The sequence below is a fragment of the Rossellomorea sp. DA94 genome (assembly GCF_029834455.1).
Lineage (GTDB): Bacteria > Bacillota > Bacilli > Bacillales > Bacillaceae_B > Rossellomorea > Rossellomorea vietnamensis.
This window is the reverse complement of sequence record NZ_CP122397.1, coordinates 4,464,920-4,483,904: the sequence shown is the minus strand read 5'-3', so window position 1 is coordinate 4,483,904 and position 18,985 is coordinate 4,464,920. Positions and strand designations below refer to the sequence as shown.

At 47.4% G+C, this 18,985-nt stretch carries 15 protein-coding genes; 13 read left to right on the top strand and 2 right to left on the bottom strand.

What is annotated here, in order from left to right:
* The first annotated feature begins 56 nt into the window (after window positions 1-56).
* The 4 genes from speB (at window position 57) to P8596_RS23060 (ending at window position 3,534) form a co-directional block, all read left to right on the top strand.
* Window positions 57-929 (top strand): agmatinase, encoded by an 873-nt coding sequence (speB, locus tag P8596_RS23075; RefSeq protein WP_034765069.1) that lies wholly within the window; start codon window positions 57-59, stop codon window positions 927-929.
* A 207-nt stretch (window positions 930-1,136) separates the two neighbouring features.
* The gene (locus P8596_RS23070) at window positions 1,137-1,574 is read left to right on the top strand and encodes a YwiB family protein (RefSeq protein WP_224522523.1); all 438 of its coding nucleotides are present in this window, start codon (window positions 1,137-1,139) and stop codon (window positions 1,572-1,574) included.
* Window positions 1,575-1,578: 4 nt separating this feature from the next.
* The gene (gene argS, locus P8596_RS23065) at window positions 1,579-3,249 is read left to right on the top strand and encodes an arginine--tRNA ligase (protein ID WP_224522524.1); all 1,671 of its coding nucleotides are present in this window, start codon (window positions 1,579-1,581) and stop codon (window positions 3,247-3,249) included.
* A 105-nt stretch (window positions 3,250-3,354) separates the two neighbouring features.
* On the top strand, window positions 3,355-3,534 hold the full coding sequence (locus tag P8596_RS23060) for a XapX domain-containing protein (protein WP_032086963.1): 180 nt from the start codon (window positions 3,355-3,357) through the stop codon (window positions 3,532-3,534).
* Window positions 3,535-3,580: 46 nt separating this feature from the next.
* Here P8596_RS23060 and uvsE read toward each other — a convergent pair whose 3' ends face one another.
* Together uvsE and cls are read right to left on the bottom strand one after the other, a co-directional pair.
* Window positions 3,581-4,534 carry a UV DNA damage repair endonuclease UvsE gene (gene uvsE / locus P8596_RS23055; RefSeq protein ID WP_279725351.1) on the bottom strand — a complete coding sequence of 318 codons (954 nt, stop codon included), beginning with the start codon at window positions 4,532-4,534 and terminating at the stop codon, window positions 3,581-3,583.
* A gap of 11 nt (window positions 4,535-4,545) precedes the next feature.
* Window positions 4,546-5,751 (bottom strand): cardiolipin synthase, encoded by a 1,206-nt coding sequence (gene cls / locus P8596_RS23050; RefSeq protein WP_279725350.1) that lies wholly within the window; start codon window positions 5,749-5,751, stop codon window positions 4,546-4,548.
* Between the two features lie 301 nt (window positions 5,752-6,052).
* Here cls and P8596_RS23045 point away from each other — a divergent pair, with 301 nt between their 5' ends.
* The 9 genes from P8596_RS23045 (at window position 6,053) to rpoE (ending at window position 18,700) form a co-directional block, all read left to right on the top strand.
* The gene (locus P8596_RS23045) at window positions 6,053-8,170 is read left to right on the top strand and encodes a 4Fe-4S dicluster domain-containing protein (RefSeq protein ID WP_061810865.1); all 2,118 of its coding nucleotides are present in this window, start codon (window positions 6,053-6,055) and stop codon (window positions 8,168-8,170) included.
* A gap of 323 nt (window positions 8,171-8,493) precedes the next feature.
* Window positions 8,494-9,681 carry an acetyl-CoA C-acetyltransferase gene (locus tag P8596_RS23040; RefSeq protein WP_279725348.1) on the top strand — a complete coding sequence of 396 codons (1,188 nt, stop codon included), beginning with the start codon at window positions 8,494-8,496 and terminating at the stop codon, window positions 9,679-9,681.
* A gap of 129 nt (window positions 9,682-9,810) precedes the next feature.
* Entirely contained in the window at window positions 9,811-10,662 is an 852-nt protein-coding gene (locus tag P8596_RS23035; RefSeq protein ID WP_279725347.1) for a 3-hydroxybutyryl-CoA dehydrogenase, read from the top strand.
* A 29-nt stretch (window positions 10,663-10,691) separates the two neighbouring features.
* On the top strand, window positions 10,692-11,828 hold the full coding sequence (locus P8596_RS23030; protein WP_034765084.1) for an acyl-CoA dehydrogenase: 1,137 nt from the start codon (window positions 10,692-10,694) through the stop codon (window positions 11,826-11,828).
* Between the two features lie 167 nt (window positions 11,829-11,995).
* Window positions 11,996-13,135: an acyl-CoA dehydrogenase gene (locus P8596_RS23025; RefSeq protein ID WP_034765086.1), complete on the top strand. Its 1,140-nt coding sequence runs from the start codon at window positions 11,996-11,998 to the stop codon at window positions 13,133-13,135.
* A 253-nt stretch (window positions 13,136-13,388) separates the two neighbouring features.
* Window positions 13,389-14,042, top strand: a complete 654-nt coding sequence (locus P8596_RS23020; protein WP_034765087.1) for a TetR/AcrR family transcriptional regulator — start codon at window positions 13,389-13,391, stop codon at window positions 14,040-14,042.
* Window positions 14,039-17,305: a fused isobutyryl-CoA mutase/GTPase IcmF gene (icmF, locus tag P8596_RS23015; protein ID WP_279725345.1), complete on the top strand. Its 3,267-nt coding sequence runs from the start codon at window positions 14,039-14,041 to the stop codon at window positions 17,303-17,305. The genes P8596_RS23020 and icmF overlap by 4 nt, the downstream gene beginning before the upstream one ends.
* A gap of 488 nt (window positions 17,306-17,793) precedes the next feature.
* Complete coding sequence (locus tag P8596_RS23010; RefSeq protein WP_061810870.1) at window positions 17,794-17,976, top strand: hypothetical protein; 183 nt, start codon at window positions 17,794-17,796, stop codon at window positions 17,974-17,976.
* A gap of 160 nt (window positions 17,977-18,136) precedes the next feature.
* Window positions 18,137-18,700: a DNA-directed RNA polymerase subunit delta gene (gene rpoE, locus P8596_RS23005; protein WP_279725344.1), complete on the top strand. Its 564-nt coding sequence runs from the start codon at window positions 18,137-18,139 to the stop codon at window positions 18,698-18,700.
* The last annotated feature ends 285 nt before the right edge of the window (window positions 18,701-18,985 follow it).

The following is an 18,985-nucleotide window of genomic DNA, read 5'->3' as shown; positions in this document are numbered from 1 at the left end:
AGGAGGGACGGACCAAAACCAAGGTCCGTCCCTCTCTAAAAGAGAGGTTGAAGAATATGCGTTTTGATGAGGCTTATTCAGGTAATGTGTTTATTAAGAGCCATCCTTCTTATGAGGACAGCCAGGTGGTCCTTTATGGGATGCCGATGGATTGGACGGTGAGTTATCGTCCGGGTTCCCGTTTCGGCCCTGCCCGTATCCGCGAGGTGTCGATCGGTCTGGAAGAGTATAGTGCGTATCTTGACCGGGAACTTGAAGAAGTGAAATACTATGATGCCGGTGATATCCCGCTACCATTTGGTAACCCGCAGCGAAGCATCGATATGATTGAAGACTATATCGACGGGCTCCTTGGTGACGGGAAGATCCCATTCGGAATGGGTGGAGAGCATCTGGTCTCATGGCCGGTGATGAAAGCCATCGCGAAGAAATACCCGGATCTTGCCATCATCCATATGGACGCTCACACTGATCTTCGTGAAGAGTATGAAGGGGAGCCGCTATCCCACTCGACTCCGATCCGCAAGATCGCCGAGCATATCGGACCGAAGAACGTCTATTCATTCGGGATCCGTTCCGGTATGAAGGAAGAATTCCAATGGGCGAAGGAAAATGGCATGCACATTTCCAAATTCGAAGTGCTCGAGCCATTGAAGGAAATCCTTCCACAGCTTGCAGGACGTCCTGTGTATGTGACGATCGATATTGACGTCTTAGACCCTGCCCACGCTCCTGGCACCGGAACCGTGGACTGCGGCGGAATCACATCCAAGGAATTACTCGCATCCATCCATGCCATCGCTCACTCTGACGTGAACGTCGTGGGAGCGGATCTTGTGGAAGTGGCGCCAATCTATGATCCATCCGAGCAGACAGCGAATACGGCAAGCAAGCTGATCCGTGAAATGCTTCTTGGCTGGGTAAAATAAACCATCAAAGCCTCTTCTCATCGTCAGAAGAGGCTTTTCTTCTGCCGATAATCCGCTTACATACCTCCAATAAATGAAAACTCACCGTGTTCCATTGCAATTTCCCACAATACTTCTTATACTTAATTAGTTAGAAGGAAGGGACGTCCATTTGAGGGACGGACCCATCACTTGATCGGACCCTAAAAAGAAAAGGATGTGAGTGGTTTGACGGCAAAAGCGGATTCTACACCTGTCAAAGTTCACTTGAAAACCAAAATCACAATAGGAGAGGAAAGTGACTCTTTTGAATTGGTATCATTTGGTCGATACTATGAAAAAGGAGATGCCTTTTTTCTAAAGTACGATGAAGTACAAGAGGAAGGGACCACTCATACGATCGTCAAAGTCACAGATCGACAGGCCCTCATTCTACGCAGCGGAGCAGTCAAAATGAGAATGGCCTTCAACGAACTCGAGGAACAGAACGGTTCTTACGAGAGCCAGCTCGGTACCCTCTTATTGACAACGAAAACCAAAACACTTTCACATACACAGAGTGACTCGGTGCTTGAAGGGAACTTCAACCTTTCATACGAGTTAAAGATGCAGGACAGCCCGGTTGGGGATTATGTTATGTCCATTCACTATAAGGAGGAAGCATAGGGATATGAATATCGTCGAAAAAGTACAAGAAAACCTGAAATCCGAAATCAAAGCAGCGGTCCTGAAAGCGGGACTTGCAACAGAGGATCAAATCCCGGATGTCATCCTTGAGATCCCGAAAGAAAAGTCACACGGGGATTATTCAACGAATATGGCCATGCAGCTTGCAAGAGTCGCAAAAAAAGCGCCGCGCATGATCGCAGACGACATCGTCGCTAACTTCGACCAGTCCAAAGCGTCCATTGAAAAAATGGAGATCGCAGGACCTGGATTCATTAATTTCTATATGAACAACGAATACTTAACAGACTTGATTCCGTTGATTCTCGATCAAGATCAGGAATATGGTCAATCAGATGCGGGGAATGGCGAAAGAGTCAACGTCGAGTTCGTTTCTGCCAACCCTACAGGCGACCTCCATCTTGGCCATGCCCGTGGAGCGGCCGTCGGCGATTCCCTATGTAACGTCCTTGAAAAAGCGGGCTATAAAGTAACCCGTGAATACTACATCAACGACGCCGGAAACCAGATCCATAACCTTGCAATCTCCGTTGAAGCACGTTATTTCCAGGCCCTTGGACAAGACAAGGCGATGCCTGAAGACGGATATCACGGTCAGGACATCATCGAAATCGGAAAGAAACTGGCTGAAGAATACGGCTCGAAATATGCAGAAGTAAGCGATGAAGAACGCTACAAGTTTTTCCGTGAGTACGGCCTGAAAATTGAAATGGCCAAGCTTCAAAAGGACCTAGAAATGTTCCGCGTACCATTCAACGTGTGGTACTCTGAGACATCCCTTTATGAAAATGGGAAAATCGATGCGGCATTGAAGACGCTGAGAGACAACGGTCACGTATACGAAGAGGACGGCGCGACATGGTTCCGCTCGACTGAACTTGGCGATGACAAAAACCGTGTCCTTATCAAGAACGACGGCACGTACACATACCTGACTCCGGATATTTCCTACCATCAGGACAAATTCGAGCGTGGGCATGATGTGCTCATCAACATTTGGGGAGCGGATCATCACGGCTACATCCCCCGCATGAAAGCGGCCATCGAAGCACTCGGCTTTGACCGTGACAAACTGGAAGTGGAAGTCATCCAACTCGTTCACCTTTATAAAGATGGGGAAAAGATGAAGATGAGTAAGCGTACAGGAAAAGCCGTCACGTTACGTGAGCTTGTCGAAGAGGTCGGCCTTGATGCAGTCCGCTATTTCTTCGCCATGAGAAGTGCCGATACACATATGGACTTCGACCTGGACTTAGCCGTATCACAGTCCAACGAAAACCCTGTCTACTATGCTCAATATGCCCACGCGCGTATTTGCAGTATCCTTCGTCAGGCTGAAGAACAGGGGCTGGCTTCTGAAGACAAGATCGACCTAAAGCTGATCGGTACGGAAAAAGAAGTGGACTTACTGAAAAAGCTGGGTGAATTCCCGCAAATGATCGCGGATGCGGCTGAGAAACGCACGCCTCACCGTGTAGCGAATTATATCAACGACCTGGCTTCTGCTTTCCACAGCTTCTACAATGCCAATAAGGTCCTTGATGAAGAAAATCGTGAATTGACGACAGCACGTCTGGCTTTAGTGAAAGTGGTACGTGTCACGTTACAAAACGCTCTTGCCTTGATCGGTGTAGCAGCTCCAGAAAAAATGTAAATAGGAGCATACCAAAGGTCCGTCCCTCATCAGGATGGACCTTTTTCTTATATTTCGGCCGCTTTAACGTATAATAATGAGAGATGGATGAAGGAGGAGAAGGGTATGAAAACGGTCGTATTGGCTATCGTAACCGGATTTTTAGTCGGATTTATCTTTGCTTTATTTAAGTTACCGATACCTGCCCCGCCGGCACTGGCAGGAATTGCAGGAATCGTGGGTATCTATCTTGGGTTCAAAGCCTTCATGGCGATCCAGCCCTGGATTGAGTCTGTATTTAAATAATATGTACATAAAAAAGATGAACACCGGAGTGTCCATCTTTTCTTCTTTACCATTCAAGGGTCCCGCCATCGATCCTTTTCACCCTTCGAATAGAGGACAAATCTTCAATCAGCTTCAGCATGGCAAGATCTTTATGTTTGGCTTCAATCATAAAATCCACATCCTGATCCAACGTTTTCAGGGTTTTGAAGAAACCTTCCACAAATCCCGGATCGACGAGGTCGGCATGGGAGCGAAAAGCTTTATCGGATTTTGGGGAAGAAATATGTATTTTCGGCACTAAATCTCTTCTGTCCCAAGTGGAAAAAATATCTTCAAGATACCCGTCTAGAGGTTTCTCACCCGGATTTGCCTCATGGTGATGAATGTCCAGGACCATTGGGATATTCTCTTTTCGACAAGCGGTGAGCGTTTCCTCGACGGTATAGGTCTTGTCGTCATTCTCAAGGGTCATGATGTCTTTAACATCCGGAGGGAGATCCTTCAGGTTTTCATGAAAACGGACCAGGGTTTCTTCCTTATCCCCGTAGCTCCCACCGATATGGATATTGATGACGGCATCCTTCTCGATCCCCATATATTCAAGCATCCGGTAGTGATACACCATATCCTTCACGGCATTGTCCGTCACATGCTGCTTGGGACTCGTGAATAAGGTGAACTGGTTCGGGTGAAAGCTCGCCCTGATTCCGAATGTTTTGATTAGATCGCCAAGTTCTTTCCATTCGTGCCGAAAAGGGGAATGGAAATCCCATTCCACCTCAGGATGGGTGGCAAGGGGAACGAGGGAGCTGGATAATCTGTACACCTTGATTTCGTGAGCGGCACATAGATACAGGATGCGTTTCGTATGCTCCAGGTTTAATCTCGTCACTTCCTTCAGGCGGTCTATTCGCTCGGCTTTAGGTAACTCTGTGTATCGCTTGTATGTCATGGTTTTTGCCGGGCTTGCATCCCATAAAGAGAGGGAGTTCGCCACGAATCCCAGTCGGACTTTCATGTGTCATCCCCCTAAAGTAAGATTGAAATGGCTGAAGCGATGCGCTCCTTTAACCGGGTGAGCATGGAAACGGAAGAGAGGTCGCTTTCGCTTAACATGTCGGATGCCGCCATGTCTTTTTCCATTTCCTTTTTCAACGTCTGGATAAATCCTTTATCGTAGATCAGGTTATTGATCTCAAAATTGATAAAGAAGCTCCGCTTATCAAAATTGGCCGTGCCGATATCACAGAAATGGTCATCCACGACCATCACCTTCGCATGATAAAAGCCGTCCATGAATTGATACACTTTGGCACCACTAGCGAGCAGCGGTCTGAAATAAGGGAAGGCCGCTTCCTTCACAAGCATATGATCGGCATTGTTCGGGATGATGATCTTGACGATGACCCCTCTGTCCAGTGCTCCCAGAAGCGCGTCCATCAAGATCGGAGTAGCAATGAAGTAAGGTGTGCCGATAATGATTTCGCTTTGCGCTTCGTCAATGAATTTCCCAAAGAAGTCTTCAATATTAACCCCCTCGGTCGGAAAAATTTGATGCTGGATGCTTCCTTTTTCAGCTGGAGGGAAATACGTTGCTTCGTTCTTCAAATCCTTCTGTGTGGCACGGTACCAGTCAATGCAGAATTCAGTCTGAAGATCGTGGACACCTTCCCCTTCCAACCGGAGATGATAATCCCTCCAGGGAGAAAGCTCAGGCTTATCATTTTCATCGATATATTCCTTCCCGATATTGTAACCACCCAAATAACCGATCACCCCATCGATGACGGTGATCTTCCGGTGATTACGCTGCTGGGAAGAGAAAAACAGATAGGGAAACTTGACCCTCCGGCAGAAATCGACTTCCACACCTGCATCCCGAAGCTCCTTCACTTTCGACTTAGGGACGTTATGGCTGCCGATCTGATCCATCAGAAGACGGACTTCAATCCCTTCCTGTGCCTTACCCTTCAGCAATTCCAGGAACCGGAGGGCAAAGTGGTCATCCTGGACGATATAAAATAATACATGAATGGAGGCCCTTGCTTCTCTCATCTCTTTAAACATTTGATCGAAAAGCTCGGGTCCCCTTGAAAACAATTGAATATCACTCATTCGAGTCTCATAATCTCTTCTTGTCCGCGTCCGGATGAAATGACTTCTTCCCAATCTGAAATCAAGCATCAGCCATCCGATGATTGCGGCAAGGATCACCAATAGGATTAACCACCACATAGAATCACTCTCTCATTTGCATTGTCTTTAGTATGTCCTGAATTTTATGTAGATTGCATTCTTTCTTCTTTTCCCATTAAGGAGTCCTTTTGAAACCTGTAGGGGGTACAGAAAGTCACGTTTCTTATTGAAAGGGAATCGGCAATAATGAAAAGGTTTTCATTTTTATTCGGAAAAACCATTGACTGAATGCTCATTCATAATATAATGGATATAAGGACTATTCAGAATATTAATTTGGTTTGTAAAAGTTTGAACAAAGGGGAAGTTCATCGGACCAAAGAAGGGGGAGTGTTTGTCTATGAATGGGTTACTCATTCTCAATTGGGTCGCATTTATCCTTGTGACCGTTTATGCACTGAGTCTGTTTGTGTATGTAGTAAAGACGAGAATTGAATATATTAAGCTCGGGAAAAAAGTGGAGTTCGACAAACGATTCAAAGAACGATTCCAGAAAATCCTGGTCAATGTCTTCGGACAGAAGAAGCTCTTGAAGGATAAGAAAAGTGGAGCCATCCACGTCATGTTCTTCTACGGCTTCATCCTCGTACAATTCGGGGCCATCGACTTCATATGGAAAGGACTGGCACCGGGGAGTCACCTGCCGCTTGGACCTTTATATCCTGGCTTCACGTTCTTCCAGGAAATTGTCACACTGACGATCCTTGTCGCGGTTGTCTGGGCATTCCACCGCCGCTATGTGGAAAAACTGGTCCGCCTCAAGAGAGGATTTAAATCAGGACTGGTTTTACTATTCATTGGTGGTTTAATGCTTTCCGTCCTGGTCGGGAATGGAATGGGTATCATCTGGCATGGGGAAGAACTTGCCTGGACTGAGCCTATAGCGTCTCTGATTGCAGGGGCACTTGGAGGCATAGGGGAAACGGCTTCCATCGCGATTTTCTATGTAGCCTGGTGGATTCACTTACTATTCTTACTGGCATTCCTTGTGTATGTGCCGCAATCCAAGCACGCGCATTTAATCGCAGGACCTGCCAATGTTTATTTCAATCGTTTAGACAACCCTGGAAAGCTTAAGCCCATCGACTTTGAAGATGAATCAGCTGAAAGCTTCGGGGTAGGAAAAATAGAAGAATTCACTCAGCACCAAATGATCGATTTCTACGCATGTGTGGAATGTGGTCGTTGTACGAATATGTGTCCGGCAACCGGGACAGGGAAAATGCTTTCCCCGATGGACCTGATCGTAAAATTACGTGATAACCTGACGAATCACGGTGCTGTCGTGACACAGAAGAAGCCTTGGGTGCCTACATTCGCATTCAACGGCACAAAAGGGAACCAATTAGCTATGGCAAGTGCCACTCAAGCGGCTGAAGAAGCGGCTGCAGGAGCTACGTACAGCCCTAGCCTGATCGGGGATGTCATCACAGAAGAAGAGATTTGGGCATGTACAACGTGCCGTAACTGTGAAGACCAATGTCCGGTCATGAACGAACACGTAGATAAAATCATCGACCTTCGCCGTTACCTCGTTCTGACGGAAGGAAAGATGGATGCTGACGCACAGCGCGCCATGCAAAACATCGAGCGCCAGGGAAATCCTTGGGGTCTGAACCGTAAAGAGCGTGAAAACTGGCGTGAAGCAAGAGAAGACGTCACGATCCCTACGGTAAAAGAAATGAAAAAAGCAGGAGAAGACTTCGAATTCCTATTCTGGGTCGGATCCATGGGTTCATTTGATAACCGTAGCCAAAAGATTGCCTTATCCTTCGCCAAGCTGATGAATGAAGCGGGCGTGAAGTTCGCAATCCTTGGGAATAAAGAAAAGAACTCCGGTGACACACCGCGCCGCCTTGGAAATGAATTCTTATTCCAGGAGCTTGCCGGTCAAAATATCGCCGAATTTGAAAAGCATGAAATCAAGAAAATTGTCACGATCGATCCGCATGCTTACAACATTTTCAAAAATGAGTATCCGGACTTCGGTCTGGAAGCAGAGGTCTACCACCATACAGAACTTCTGCATCAGCTCGTACAAGAAGGCCGCTTGAAGCCGCAATATGAAGTGAACGAAACGATTACTTTCCATGACTCTTGTTATCTTGGTCGGTACAACGAAGTGTATGATCCACCTCGTGAAATCCTGAAATCCATTTCCGGTGTGAAATTGGTCGAGATCGAACGTAACCGTGAAAAGGGAATGTGCTGTGGAGCGGGTGGAGGACTCATGTGGATGGAGGAAGACGCAGGTCACCGCGTCAACGTCTCCCGTACCGAGCAGGCACTGGCTGTTAGTCCATCGGTCATCAGCTCTGGCTGTCCATACTGCCTGACGATGCTGTCGGATGGTACGAAAGCGAAGGAAGTGGAAGAAACGGTATCTACTCTCGACGTAGCCGAAATCCTTGAAAAAGCCGTATGTGGGGATCTGAAGGACGAACCGGCTGCATCTTAAAAAGAATATTATCCATTAGATAATGAATGAAACACGAGTTCATGAAACAAACAGGAGTGAAACAAAATAGTCTCTATTGCGTTTCGCTCCTATTGTTTTTCTACAATAATAAATTTGATGGAAAAATAAAAACTTTCTAAAAAATCAATGCGTTTGCACTCGAAATGAAGTACAATAAAGGTATATTGGGGACAAAATTTGTCCCTTCTCTTATGGGGATTAGTTGAGCGAGCGTTCAGTCGAAAGTCGATCAAATTTTTTTAAGGTAAATTGAAAGCGGATACAAACATACGGATAAATCCATATAAAGGAGAGCGATGAAGATGGGGAAAACGGTTATTCTAGACGGAGCAAGAACGCCTTTTGGTAAATTCGGGGGAAGCCTCAGCAGCTTTACTGCTTCAGAGCTTGGTGGTTTCGCGGTGAAGGAAGCCTTGAAACGGGCCGGTGTAAACGGGGAAGAAGTCGAAGAAGTCATCCTCGGATCTGTTTTACAAGGGGGACAGGGGCAAATCCCTTCACGTCAAGCCTCACGCCATGCGGGATTGCCGTGGAATGTCAAAACGGAAACGATCAATAAGGTCTGTGCATCCGGAATGCGCAGCGTCACGCTTGGAGACCAGATCATCCGTGCAGGCGACGGTGAAGTGATCGTGGCCGGTGGGATGGAATCCATGTCGAACGCCCCTTACATCCTGCCGAAAGCGCGCTGGGGATTCAAGATGGGCGATTCACAGGTGAAAGACCTGATGGTTCACGACGGATTGACGTGCAGCTTCAACAACGTCCACATGGGAACGTACGGAAATGAAACAGCGAAGGAATTTGAACTATCAAGAGAAGAGCAGGACGAATGGGCACTCAGAAGCCATCAACGGGCAGTGAAAGCAACGGAAGAAGGCGTGCTCGGTGAAGAAATCGTTGCTGTTGAAGTTCCTCAACGCAAAGGAGATCCGATCGTCGTTGCAAAGGATGAAGCGCCACGTAAAGAAACATCCATCGAGGCGCTGGCTAAATTAGGACCGGTGTTCGGATCAGAAGGAACGATCACAGCCGGGAACGCTCCAGGGGTCAACGACGGAGCGGCGGCCATGGTCCTCATGAGCGAGGAAAGAGCCGAGAAGGAAGGCAAACAACCATTAGCGACGATCCTTGGCCATACAGCGATCGCCGTTGAGGCAAAAGATTTCCCGCAAACACCTGGGCTTGTCATCAACGAGCTTCTCAAGAAAACAGGGAAATCCCTTGAAGAGATCGATCTGTTTGAAATTAACGAAGCGTTTGCCGCCGTGGCATTAACGAGCGGGAAAATCGCCGGTCTTGATCATGAGAAAGTCAATGTGAACGGTGGAGCCGTTGCCCTCGGCCATCCGATTGGAGCAAGCGGGGCACGCATCATCCTGACACTTGCTTACGAATTGAAACGCCGCGGAGGCGGAATCGGGATAGCCTCGATCTGCAGCGGGGGCGGTCAAGGGGATGCGATTATGATTGAGGTGGCGAAGCAGTAGGGTGAGTAGTTGTACCAGGTACAAAGAGAGTGAACTGTACCTGGTACACCCATGGGTTAAGCTGCTGAATCAACCAAACCAACCAAATCAACTAGATAACTAGTCTCATATAACAAAGGGGAGAACATAATGAACATAAAAAACGTAATGGTCATCGGCGCGGGGCAGATGGGATCGGGGATCGCCCAGGTCTGTGCACAGGCAGGATTCAACGTATACCTGAACGATTTGAAAGAAGAGTTTGTCCAAAAGGGAATGGGAGTCATCGCGAAGAATCTGACGCGTTCCGTTGAAAAAGGAAGAATGTCTGAAGAAGATAAAACAGCGACGGTGAATCGTTTGACGGCTTCAACGGATATCGGGGACGCCAAGAAGGTAGATCTTGTTATCGAAGCGGCAGTGGAAAATATGGATATCAAAACGAAGATCTTTGCTCAGCTGGATAAGATCACACCAGAGCATACCATCCTGGCTTCGAACACATCTTCTCTTCCGATCACGGAAATTGCGGCAGCGACGAAGCGTCCCCAGCAAGTGATCGGTATGCACTTCATGAATCCGGTACCAGTGATGAAATTGGTGGAAATCATCCGTGGACTTGCGACGACGGATGAAGTATACCAAGTGATTGAAGATATGACGAAGTCTCTTAATAAAGTGCCGGTAGAGGTAGAGGATTTCCCGGGATTCGTTTCCAACCGGATCCTGATGCCAATGATCAATGAAGCGATCTACACCCTTTATGAAGGAGTGGCGAGTAAAGAGGCGATCGATGAAGTGATGAAGCTCGGTATGAATCACCCGATGGGACCTCTGACTTTGGCTGACTTCATCGGACTCGATACATGCCTCTACATCATGGAAACCCTGCACGAAGGTTTCGGTGACGATAAATACCGTCCATGCCCGCTGCTCAGGAAGTATGTGAAAGCAGGCTGGCTGGGGCGCAAAACGCGCAGCGGCTTCTATTCGTACGAGTGATCACAACGAACATCAGGGAGGAAACAGTCATGGAGTTACGATTCACAGAAGAGCAGCAGATGATGAGAAAGATGGTCCGGGATTTTGCTGAAACAGAAATCCAGCCGTTCATCGAGAAGATGGAAGCGGGAGAGTTTCCGAGAGATATTTTAAAAAAGATGGCTGAGCTTGGTTTGATGGGGATTACGATCCCTGAGAAGTACGGCGGATCTGAGATGGATTTCACTTCTTATATCATTGCAATCCACGAGCTGTCTAAAGTAAGCGCCACCATCGGGGTCATCCTATCGGTTCATACTTCTGTAGGAACCAATCCGATCCTTTACTTTGGAAACGAAGAACAAAAACAAAAGTATCTTCCGAAGCTTGCAACGGGTGAGTATTTAGGGGCCTTCTGCCTGACGGAGCCGAGTGCAGGATCCGATGCGAAGAGTCTAAAATCCCGCGCCGAAAAGCGTGGTGACCACTATGTGGTGAACGGTTCAAAGGTCTTTATCACCAATGGTGGCGAAGCCGATACGTATATCGTATTTGCGACGACGGATTCAACGAAGGGGAGCCGCGGGGTATCGGCCTTCATCGTTGAGAAGGATACACCTGGTCTTGTGATCGGGAAAGATGAACATAAAATGGGGCTGCACGGTTCCCGGACCGTCCAGCTGACATTTGAAGATATGAAAGTCCCGGCTGAAAACCTTCTCGGTGAAGAAGGGGAAGGCTTTAAAATCGCCATGGCGAACCTGGACGTCGGCAGGATCGGGATTGCCGCGCAGGCACTCGGAATTGCGGAAGCGGCTTTCGATTACTCAACGGCTTATGCAAAAGAACGGGTGCAATTCGGCAAACCGATCGCCGCACAGCAGGGAATCGGCTTTAAGCTTGCCGATATGGCGACGGCCGTTGAAGGCTCCAAGCTTCTTGTGTACCGGGCAGCGAATCTCCGTTCGAACAATATTTCCTGTGGAAAAGAAGCCAGTATGGCGAAGTTGTTTGCATCGAAAACAGCCGTCGAAGTGTCGACGGAAGCGATTCAGGTTTATGGCGGATATGGCTACACGAAGGAATATCCGGTGGAGCGCTTGTTCCGTGATGCGAAGGTGACGGAGATTTATGAGGGTACGAGTGAGATTCAGCGGATGGTGATTGGGAAGCATTTGTTGGTGTAATAGGATGGGTGAGTTTGAACTCTTGGAAGAGTGTCTTGGGGCACATATTCTTAGCGTGTCAGGCACCCGATATATAATTTGATGTTTTGTGGCGTAAATGGGTTTGTAGCATAGCTTGTCTCTTGAGGGTGCCAGACCCGGTATGTAGATGATAGGAGGAAAATGAGATGAATTTTAAATTGTCGGAAGAGCATGAAATGATACGTAAGATGGTGCGTGATTTTGCGCGGAATGAGGTGGCTCCTACTGCCGCTGAGCGTGATGAGGAAGAGCGCTTTGATATGGATCTGTTCAAGAAGATGGCTGAGCTTGGGTTGACGGGGATTCCTTGGCCGGAGGAGTACGGCGGGATCGGCAGTGACTATCTGGCGTATTGTATCGCTGTTGAAGAACTATCAAGAGTGTGTGCGTCTACAGGCGTTACCCTGTCGGCTCATACTTCGTTAGCCGGTTGGCCTGTTTATAAATTTGGTACGGAAGAGCAGAAACAGAAATACCTTCGTCCAATGGCGCAGGGTGAAAAGATCGGGGCTTACGGCTTGACTGAGCCGGGTTCGGGATCTGACGCAGGTGGCATGAAGACGACAGCTCGCCTGGAAGGGGATCACTACGTACTGAACGGCTCTAAAATTTTCATCACAAACGGTGGAATCGCGGATACGTATATCGTGTTTGCTTTGACAGATCCTTCCCAGCGTCAGCGTGGAACGAGTGCGTTCATCGTAGAGGCCGACTTCGAAGGTTTCTCTGTAGGGAAGAAAGAGAAGAAGCTTGGGATTCGTTCATCACCTACGACTGAAATCGTATTCGAAGATTGCAAGGTACCGAAAGAGAACATGCTTGGCAACGAAGGCGACGGATTCAAGATTGCCATGATGACACTTGATGGCGGCCGTAACGGGATTGCCGCTCAAGCAGTCGGGATTGCCCAGGGAGCTCTTGATGCCTCCGTTGATTACGCAAAAGAGCGTGAGCAGTTCGGTAAGCCGATTGCTGCAAACCAGGGGATTTCATTCAAGATTGCGGATATGGCGACATCCATCGAAGCTTCCCGTCTATTAACCTATCAAGCTGCGTGGCTTGAGTCTGAAGGTCTTCCATACGGAAAAGAATCGGCGATGTCGAAGCTGATGGCCGGTGATACAGCGATGAAGGTGACGACGGAAGCGGTTCAGATCTTCGGTGGGTATGGCTATACGAAGGACTATCCGGTGGAGCGTTATATGCGTGATGCGAAGATCACTCAGATTTATGAGGGGACGCAGGAGATTCAGAGATTGGTTATTTCGCGGATGGTGACGAAGTAAGGCTGAATGGGAGTTTTTTTTGCAAGGAGATCACCTGGTTCTTCCTGACACGTGTCAGGCACCCGAGGGGTTGTCGCATGTTGCTTGACGTAAAAGGGGTTTGTGTCATTGCTTGCTGCTCCAGGGTGCCAGACCCGGTATGTGGGATGACTGGGTTTAGAGAGATAGATGTCTGCTTTGTTGGGGGATGAAGTAGTCAGAATAGGAATTAGGGGTCAATGGGAGAATCGGAATATAAAGGCGGTCGGTTGTTTTGAATAAGAAGAGGGAAGTTCATGCTTCGGTTAAGGATGAGCGTTTGGTGGAAAAGCGGCGTGATCAGATGATTCGTGGGGCCGTCTCTCTGTTTAAACAAAAGGGGTTTCATCGCACCACGACCAGAGAGATCGCAAAGGCCGCCGGATTCAGTATCGGAACGCTGTATGAATATATACGAACAAAGGAAGATGTCCTGTATTTAGTGTGTGACAGCATTTATGAGCAGGTTCGATTGGAGCTTGAGGAGCTGGATGTCGGTAAAGGAACGATTGAGAGCTTGAGGCTCGGCATCGCCCATTATTTCAAGGTGATGGACCGGATGCAGGATGAAGTGCTTGTCATGTATCAGGAAGCGAAGTCCCTGTCTAAGGATGCTTTACCCTATGTCCTTCGCAAGGAACTTGAAATGGTCGGGATGGTGGAAGACCTGATCAAAGGTTGCGTAGAAAGCGGAAAGCTTGAGCTTGATGAAAATCAGTGCCATATGCTGGCTCAAAATGTATTCGTCCAGGGACAGATGTGGGGATTCCGTCGCTGGGCCATGCAGAAACGTTTTACACTCGAGGAATACATTGATCTTCAAATCGAATTGCTTTTTGCAGGGATCATCGGATTTGAAAAACAAGGGAGAACAGGGGGAGTAATATGAGCACGGTTGAGATTTATAAACCAAAGCACCATGTTCGTTTTGTCACGGCATCGAGCCTGTTTGACGGACATGACGCGTCGATCAACATAATGCGTCGGATTATCCAGGCAAGTGGGGCAGAAGTCATCCACTTAGGCCATAACCGTTCTGTAGAGGAAGTCGTCAATGCCGCTATTCAGGAAGATGTTCAGGGGATTGCGATTTCATCCTATCAGGGTGGACACGTGGAATATTTTAAATATATGTACGATCTTTTAAACGAAAGAGGGGCTTCCCACATCCGCATTTATGGCGGAGGCGGCGGAGTGATCATCCCGCGTGAAATCAAAGAACTTCACGAATACGGGATTGCCCGCATCTTCTCTCCTGAAGACGGCCGTACGCAGGGTCTTCAAGGGATGATCAATAAGATGATCGAGGAATGTGATTTCCCGACCATCAAAGGAAGCGTCAATCAAGAAGTTGAAAAACTTTCAACGGGAAATGTGAACACAGTGTCAAAGCTGATCTCACTGGCCGAGTATCAAGTCGGGGCCAATGAAGAAGTGGCAGCGACAGCCCAGACCGTTTTTTCTGAAATCAAGAGCTTGGCGAAAAAAGCGCCTGTCCTTGGGATCACTGGAACCGGTGGAGCAGGGAAGAGTTCCTTGACGGATGAACTGATCCGTCGTTTCATCAACGAACTCCCTGAAAAGAAGATTGCGATTCTATCCATCGATCCAACGAAACAAAAAACGGGTGGAGCCCTACTTGGGGACCGGATCCGTATGAATGCGATCTTCAATCCCCGTGTTTACATGCGAAGCCTTGCCACACGTGGGTCCAAGACGGAACTTTCACTGGCGATCAAGGACGCAATCAATGTCGTGAAAGCGGCAGGATATGACCTGATCGTCGTGGAAACGAGCGGGATCGGGCAGGGGGATGCGGAAATCGCCGAGATCTGTGATATGTCCATGTACGTCATGACGAGTGAGTTCGGTGCACCTTCCCAGCTGGAAAAAATCGATATGATCGACTATGCCGATCTGATCGTCATCAATAAGTTCGAGCGCAAAGGCTCGGAGGATGCGAGACGCCAGGTTCAGAAGCAGTACCAGCGCAGTCATATGCTGTTTGATAAAGATCTGGATGACATGCCGGTATACGGAACGATTGCCAGCCAGTTTAACGATCCCGGCACAAATGCTTTATTTGCAGCCATCATTGAAACGGTGAATAAGAAAATGGAGCTGGATTGGAAAACGGGCTTCTCCAAAGACGTGGACGTTGAAAAGCAAAACGTCATCATTCCAAACAATCGCCGTTATTATCTCCGTGAGATTGCGGAAACGGTCCGCAATTATCACAAAAAAGCAGAAGAGCAGGTAAACCTGGCACGCCGTTTGTTCCAGCTTGAAGGGGCAATCGAAGCGGTCAATGAAAAAGAAACGAATGATGGGGTCGTAACATCCCTTCAAACATTGAAAGAAGAAGTCGAAAACAAATTAACATCAGAATCGAAACAGATTTTACAAAAATGGGATGACCTTAAAGAAACGTACAGCAAGGATCAATTCATCACAAAGATCCGTGATAAGGAGATTGTCACAGAATTAAAGACAAAGAGCTTATCCGGACTCGATATCCCGAAAGTGTCCCTTCCGAAATATAAGGACTACGGTCAAATTCTGGATTGGGTGTACAAAGAGAATGTTCCAGGCTCGTTCCCTTATACAGCAGGAGTATTCCCGTTCAAGCGTAAAGGAGAGGATCCGAAGCGTCAGTTCGCCGGTGAAGGAACGCCTGAGCGGACGAACCGCCGTTTCCACTACCTGTCGAAAGATGATGATGCGAAACGTTTGAGTACAGCATTTGATTCCGTCACCCTATATGGGGAAGATCCGGATCACCGTCCTGACATCTACGGAAAAGTCGGGGAGAGCGGTGTGAGCATCTGTACGCTGGAAGATATGAAGAAGCTGTATGCCGGGTTTGACTTGTGTGCTCCTTCCACATCCGTGTCCATGACGATCAATGGTCCTGCACCAATCATCCTTGCCATGTATATGAACACGGCGATCGATCAGCAGATCCGCATGAAGGAAGAAGAGCTTAGCCGCGTACTCACAGTCGAAGAGTATGTGGAAGTGAAGGAACAGACCCTTCAAGTCGTCCGTGGAACGGTTCAGGCAGATATTTTAAAAGAAGATCAGGGTCAGAATACCTGTATCTTCTCAACTGAATTCGCCCTCCGCATGATGGGGGATATCCAGCAATATTTCATCGATCACAAAGTACGGAACTATTACTCTGTATCGATTTCCGGCTATCACATTGCAGAAGCGGGAGCGAATCCGATTTCCCAGCTTGCCTTCACATTGGCGAACGGTTTCACGTACGTGGAATACTATTTAAGCCGTGGAATGGATATCAATGCCTTTGCACCAAACTTATCGTTCTTCTTCTCGAACGGCCTTGACCCCGAGTATACGGTGATCGGACGTGTCGCACGACGCATCTGGTCGACGGTGATGAGGGATAAATACGGTGCCAACCAACGCAGTCAGAAGCTGAAGTACCACATCCAGACATCAGGTCGATCCCTGCATGCCCAGGAAATCGACTTCAATGATATCCGTACGACGCTCCAGGCGTTGATGGCCCTGCAGGATAACTGTAATTCCCTGCATACGAACGCCTATGATGAAGCGATCACGACACCGACGGAAGAATCCGTGCGCCGTGCCATGGCGATCCAGATGATCATCACCAAAGAACACGGACTATCGAAAAATGAAAATCCGCTTCAAGGATCGTTCATCGTAGAAGAGCTGACGGATCTCGTGGAAGAAATGGTCCTCACAGAATTCGACCGCTTAAATGACCGCGGCGGCGTACTCGGATCGATGGAAACCCAGTATCAGCGCGGCAAGATCCAGGAGGAATCCATGTTCTACGAAATGAAGAAGCATTCAGGTGAGCTGCCGATCGTGGGAGTGAACACGTACCTGAATCCGAACCCGCCTTCTGAAGAAGACATGGACAGCATGGAACTGGCACGTGCCACAAAAGAAGAAAAAGAAACACAAATCCATAATCTGCGGGATTTCCAATCACAGCACAAAGACAAAACCGAAGAAGCCCTCACCCGCCTGAAACAGGCAGCCGTGGGCGGAGGAAACATCTTCGAACAACTCATGGAAACCGTAAAAGTCGCCAGCCTCGGCCAAATCACTCGCGCCCTCTACGAAGTAGGCGGCCAATACCGACGCAACATGTAACAACGAAAAGGAAAATGAGACTACTGTACACGTGCAGTGGTCTCTTTTTTAAAGTAGGCTTATATTTGATGATCAGTATGCATAGTATGAATGATGGTGGTATGAAGCTTTTTTGGTAGCGTTTCAAGTAGATAGGTTGTTTACGGTTGCTTATAAAAAGACTTGATACTAAGTTGATTGAAGCGGAAGGCACTCGACTCCTTCGGGAACAGCGGGAAAGTTGAGACCCCGCAGGCGAAGCCGAGGAGGCTCATCTCACGCCCCGAGGAAAGCGAGTGCCTGAAGCGGAAATCAACCACGTCTCTCTCATAAAAAATGAAAAAGAAAGCCCAACAAGTTTAAAATCCCGCCAAACCGTCTATCCTTTATACGAAATCAACCAATTTTTAACATGAACTTAATACTTATAGGGTAAGATATCCTATATAATAAGAATTATCAGATAAGTAGACAGGGGAAGTACGATACATACGTTTGGATGTGAGAATGTGAAGACCATTTTACGCTGCATACTATTCATCATCACCATATACGCCGCCATCCTTTTATACCAATTTCAACTGGGTGCCATCCCATTTTTCCTGCTCTCTTTTTATCTATTTTATGAAGCGTTCAGGGTGATCAAAAACGGTCAAAAAGAAGAGAAGTTAGGAAATGGCAGACCATCCTGAAATCAGATGCGAAAAAAATGCGGGAAAATCGAGATATGTCTGGCATAAAGTGATTTATATTGTTTATAATGTTGAATATGGTTAAAATTGATAATGGAGAATTTTTGCCCTTTTTTACTCTACTTAGTAGAGTGTGAAATAGAGAAAGGAAGTGCGTAAAGTGAGTCTTAAGCAATTATCCAAAGAAGAATTGCGTCAAACGTCATTCATTGAATTGGCACATGAAATTTTAGTAGAGAAAAAGCAAGCGATGGCATTTGAAGAGATCGTAAGCGAAATCAAAGGTTTGCTTGAAATCTCTGATAAAGAGGTAAAGAGCCGTTTACTTCAATTCTACACGGATTTAAATATCGACGGACGATACATTGCCATGGGTGATAACCGTTGGGGATTAAGAGAATGGTACCCGGTTGATCAAATCGAGGAAGAGACCGTTCCAACGATGAAATCCAGCAAAAAGAAAAAAGCGAAGAAGAAAGACGAAGATCTGGATCTGGATGATTTCGATGATCTGGATGATGAAGATCTTGATTATGATGATCTTGATGAGGCAGACGACGATGATGATTTGACGGATGACGACGACGATGTCGATGTTGATGATGCAGACGAGGATCTGGATCTTGATGAGGACGAGGAAGAGCTCGAAATCGATGAATTCGACGATGTCGACGATGAAGATGAAGACGAAGAAGACGAATTGGAAGAAGAGGAAGAGAAATAATCTCTCCCGAATCAGTATGGCTCCCGCCAGGCTTTTGGGCCTTCCGGGGGCCTTTTGATTTGCGTGAAATGAGTGAAAATTCTATCCCTTATTCTATGCTTGACTTCTACCTCTTAGGAAGGTAGTATTTTATTTGGGCTCCCTAAAAAGGGACAGATCACGTATATCACGCTCCCCTTACAAGATTGTAAGCGGGGCGTTTTTTGTTTTTATACAGAAGAATGCTTTGACATGACAAGGTTTTAAGTGTGAAGGATCGATTCTTTTAAGACCCCTTACATCTTT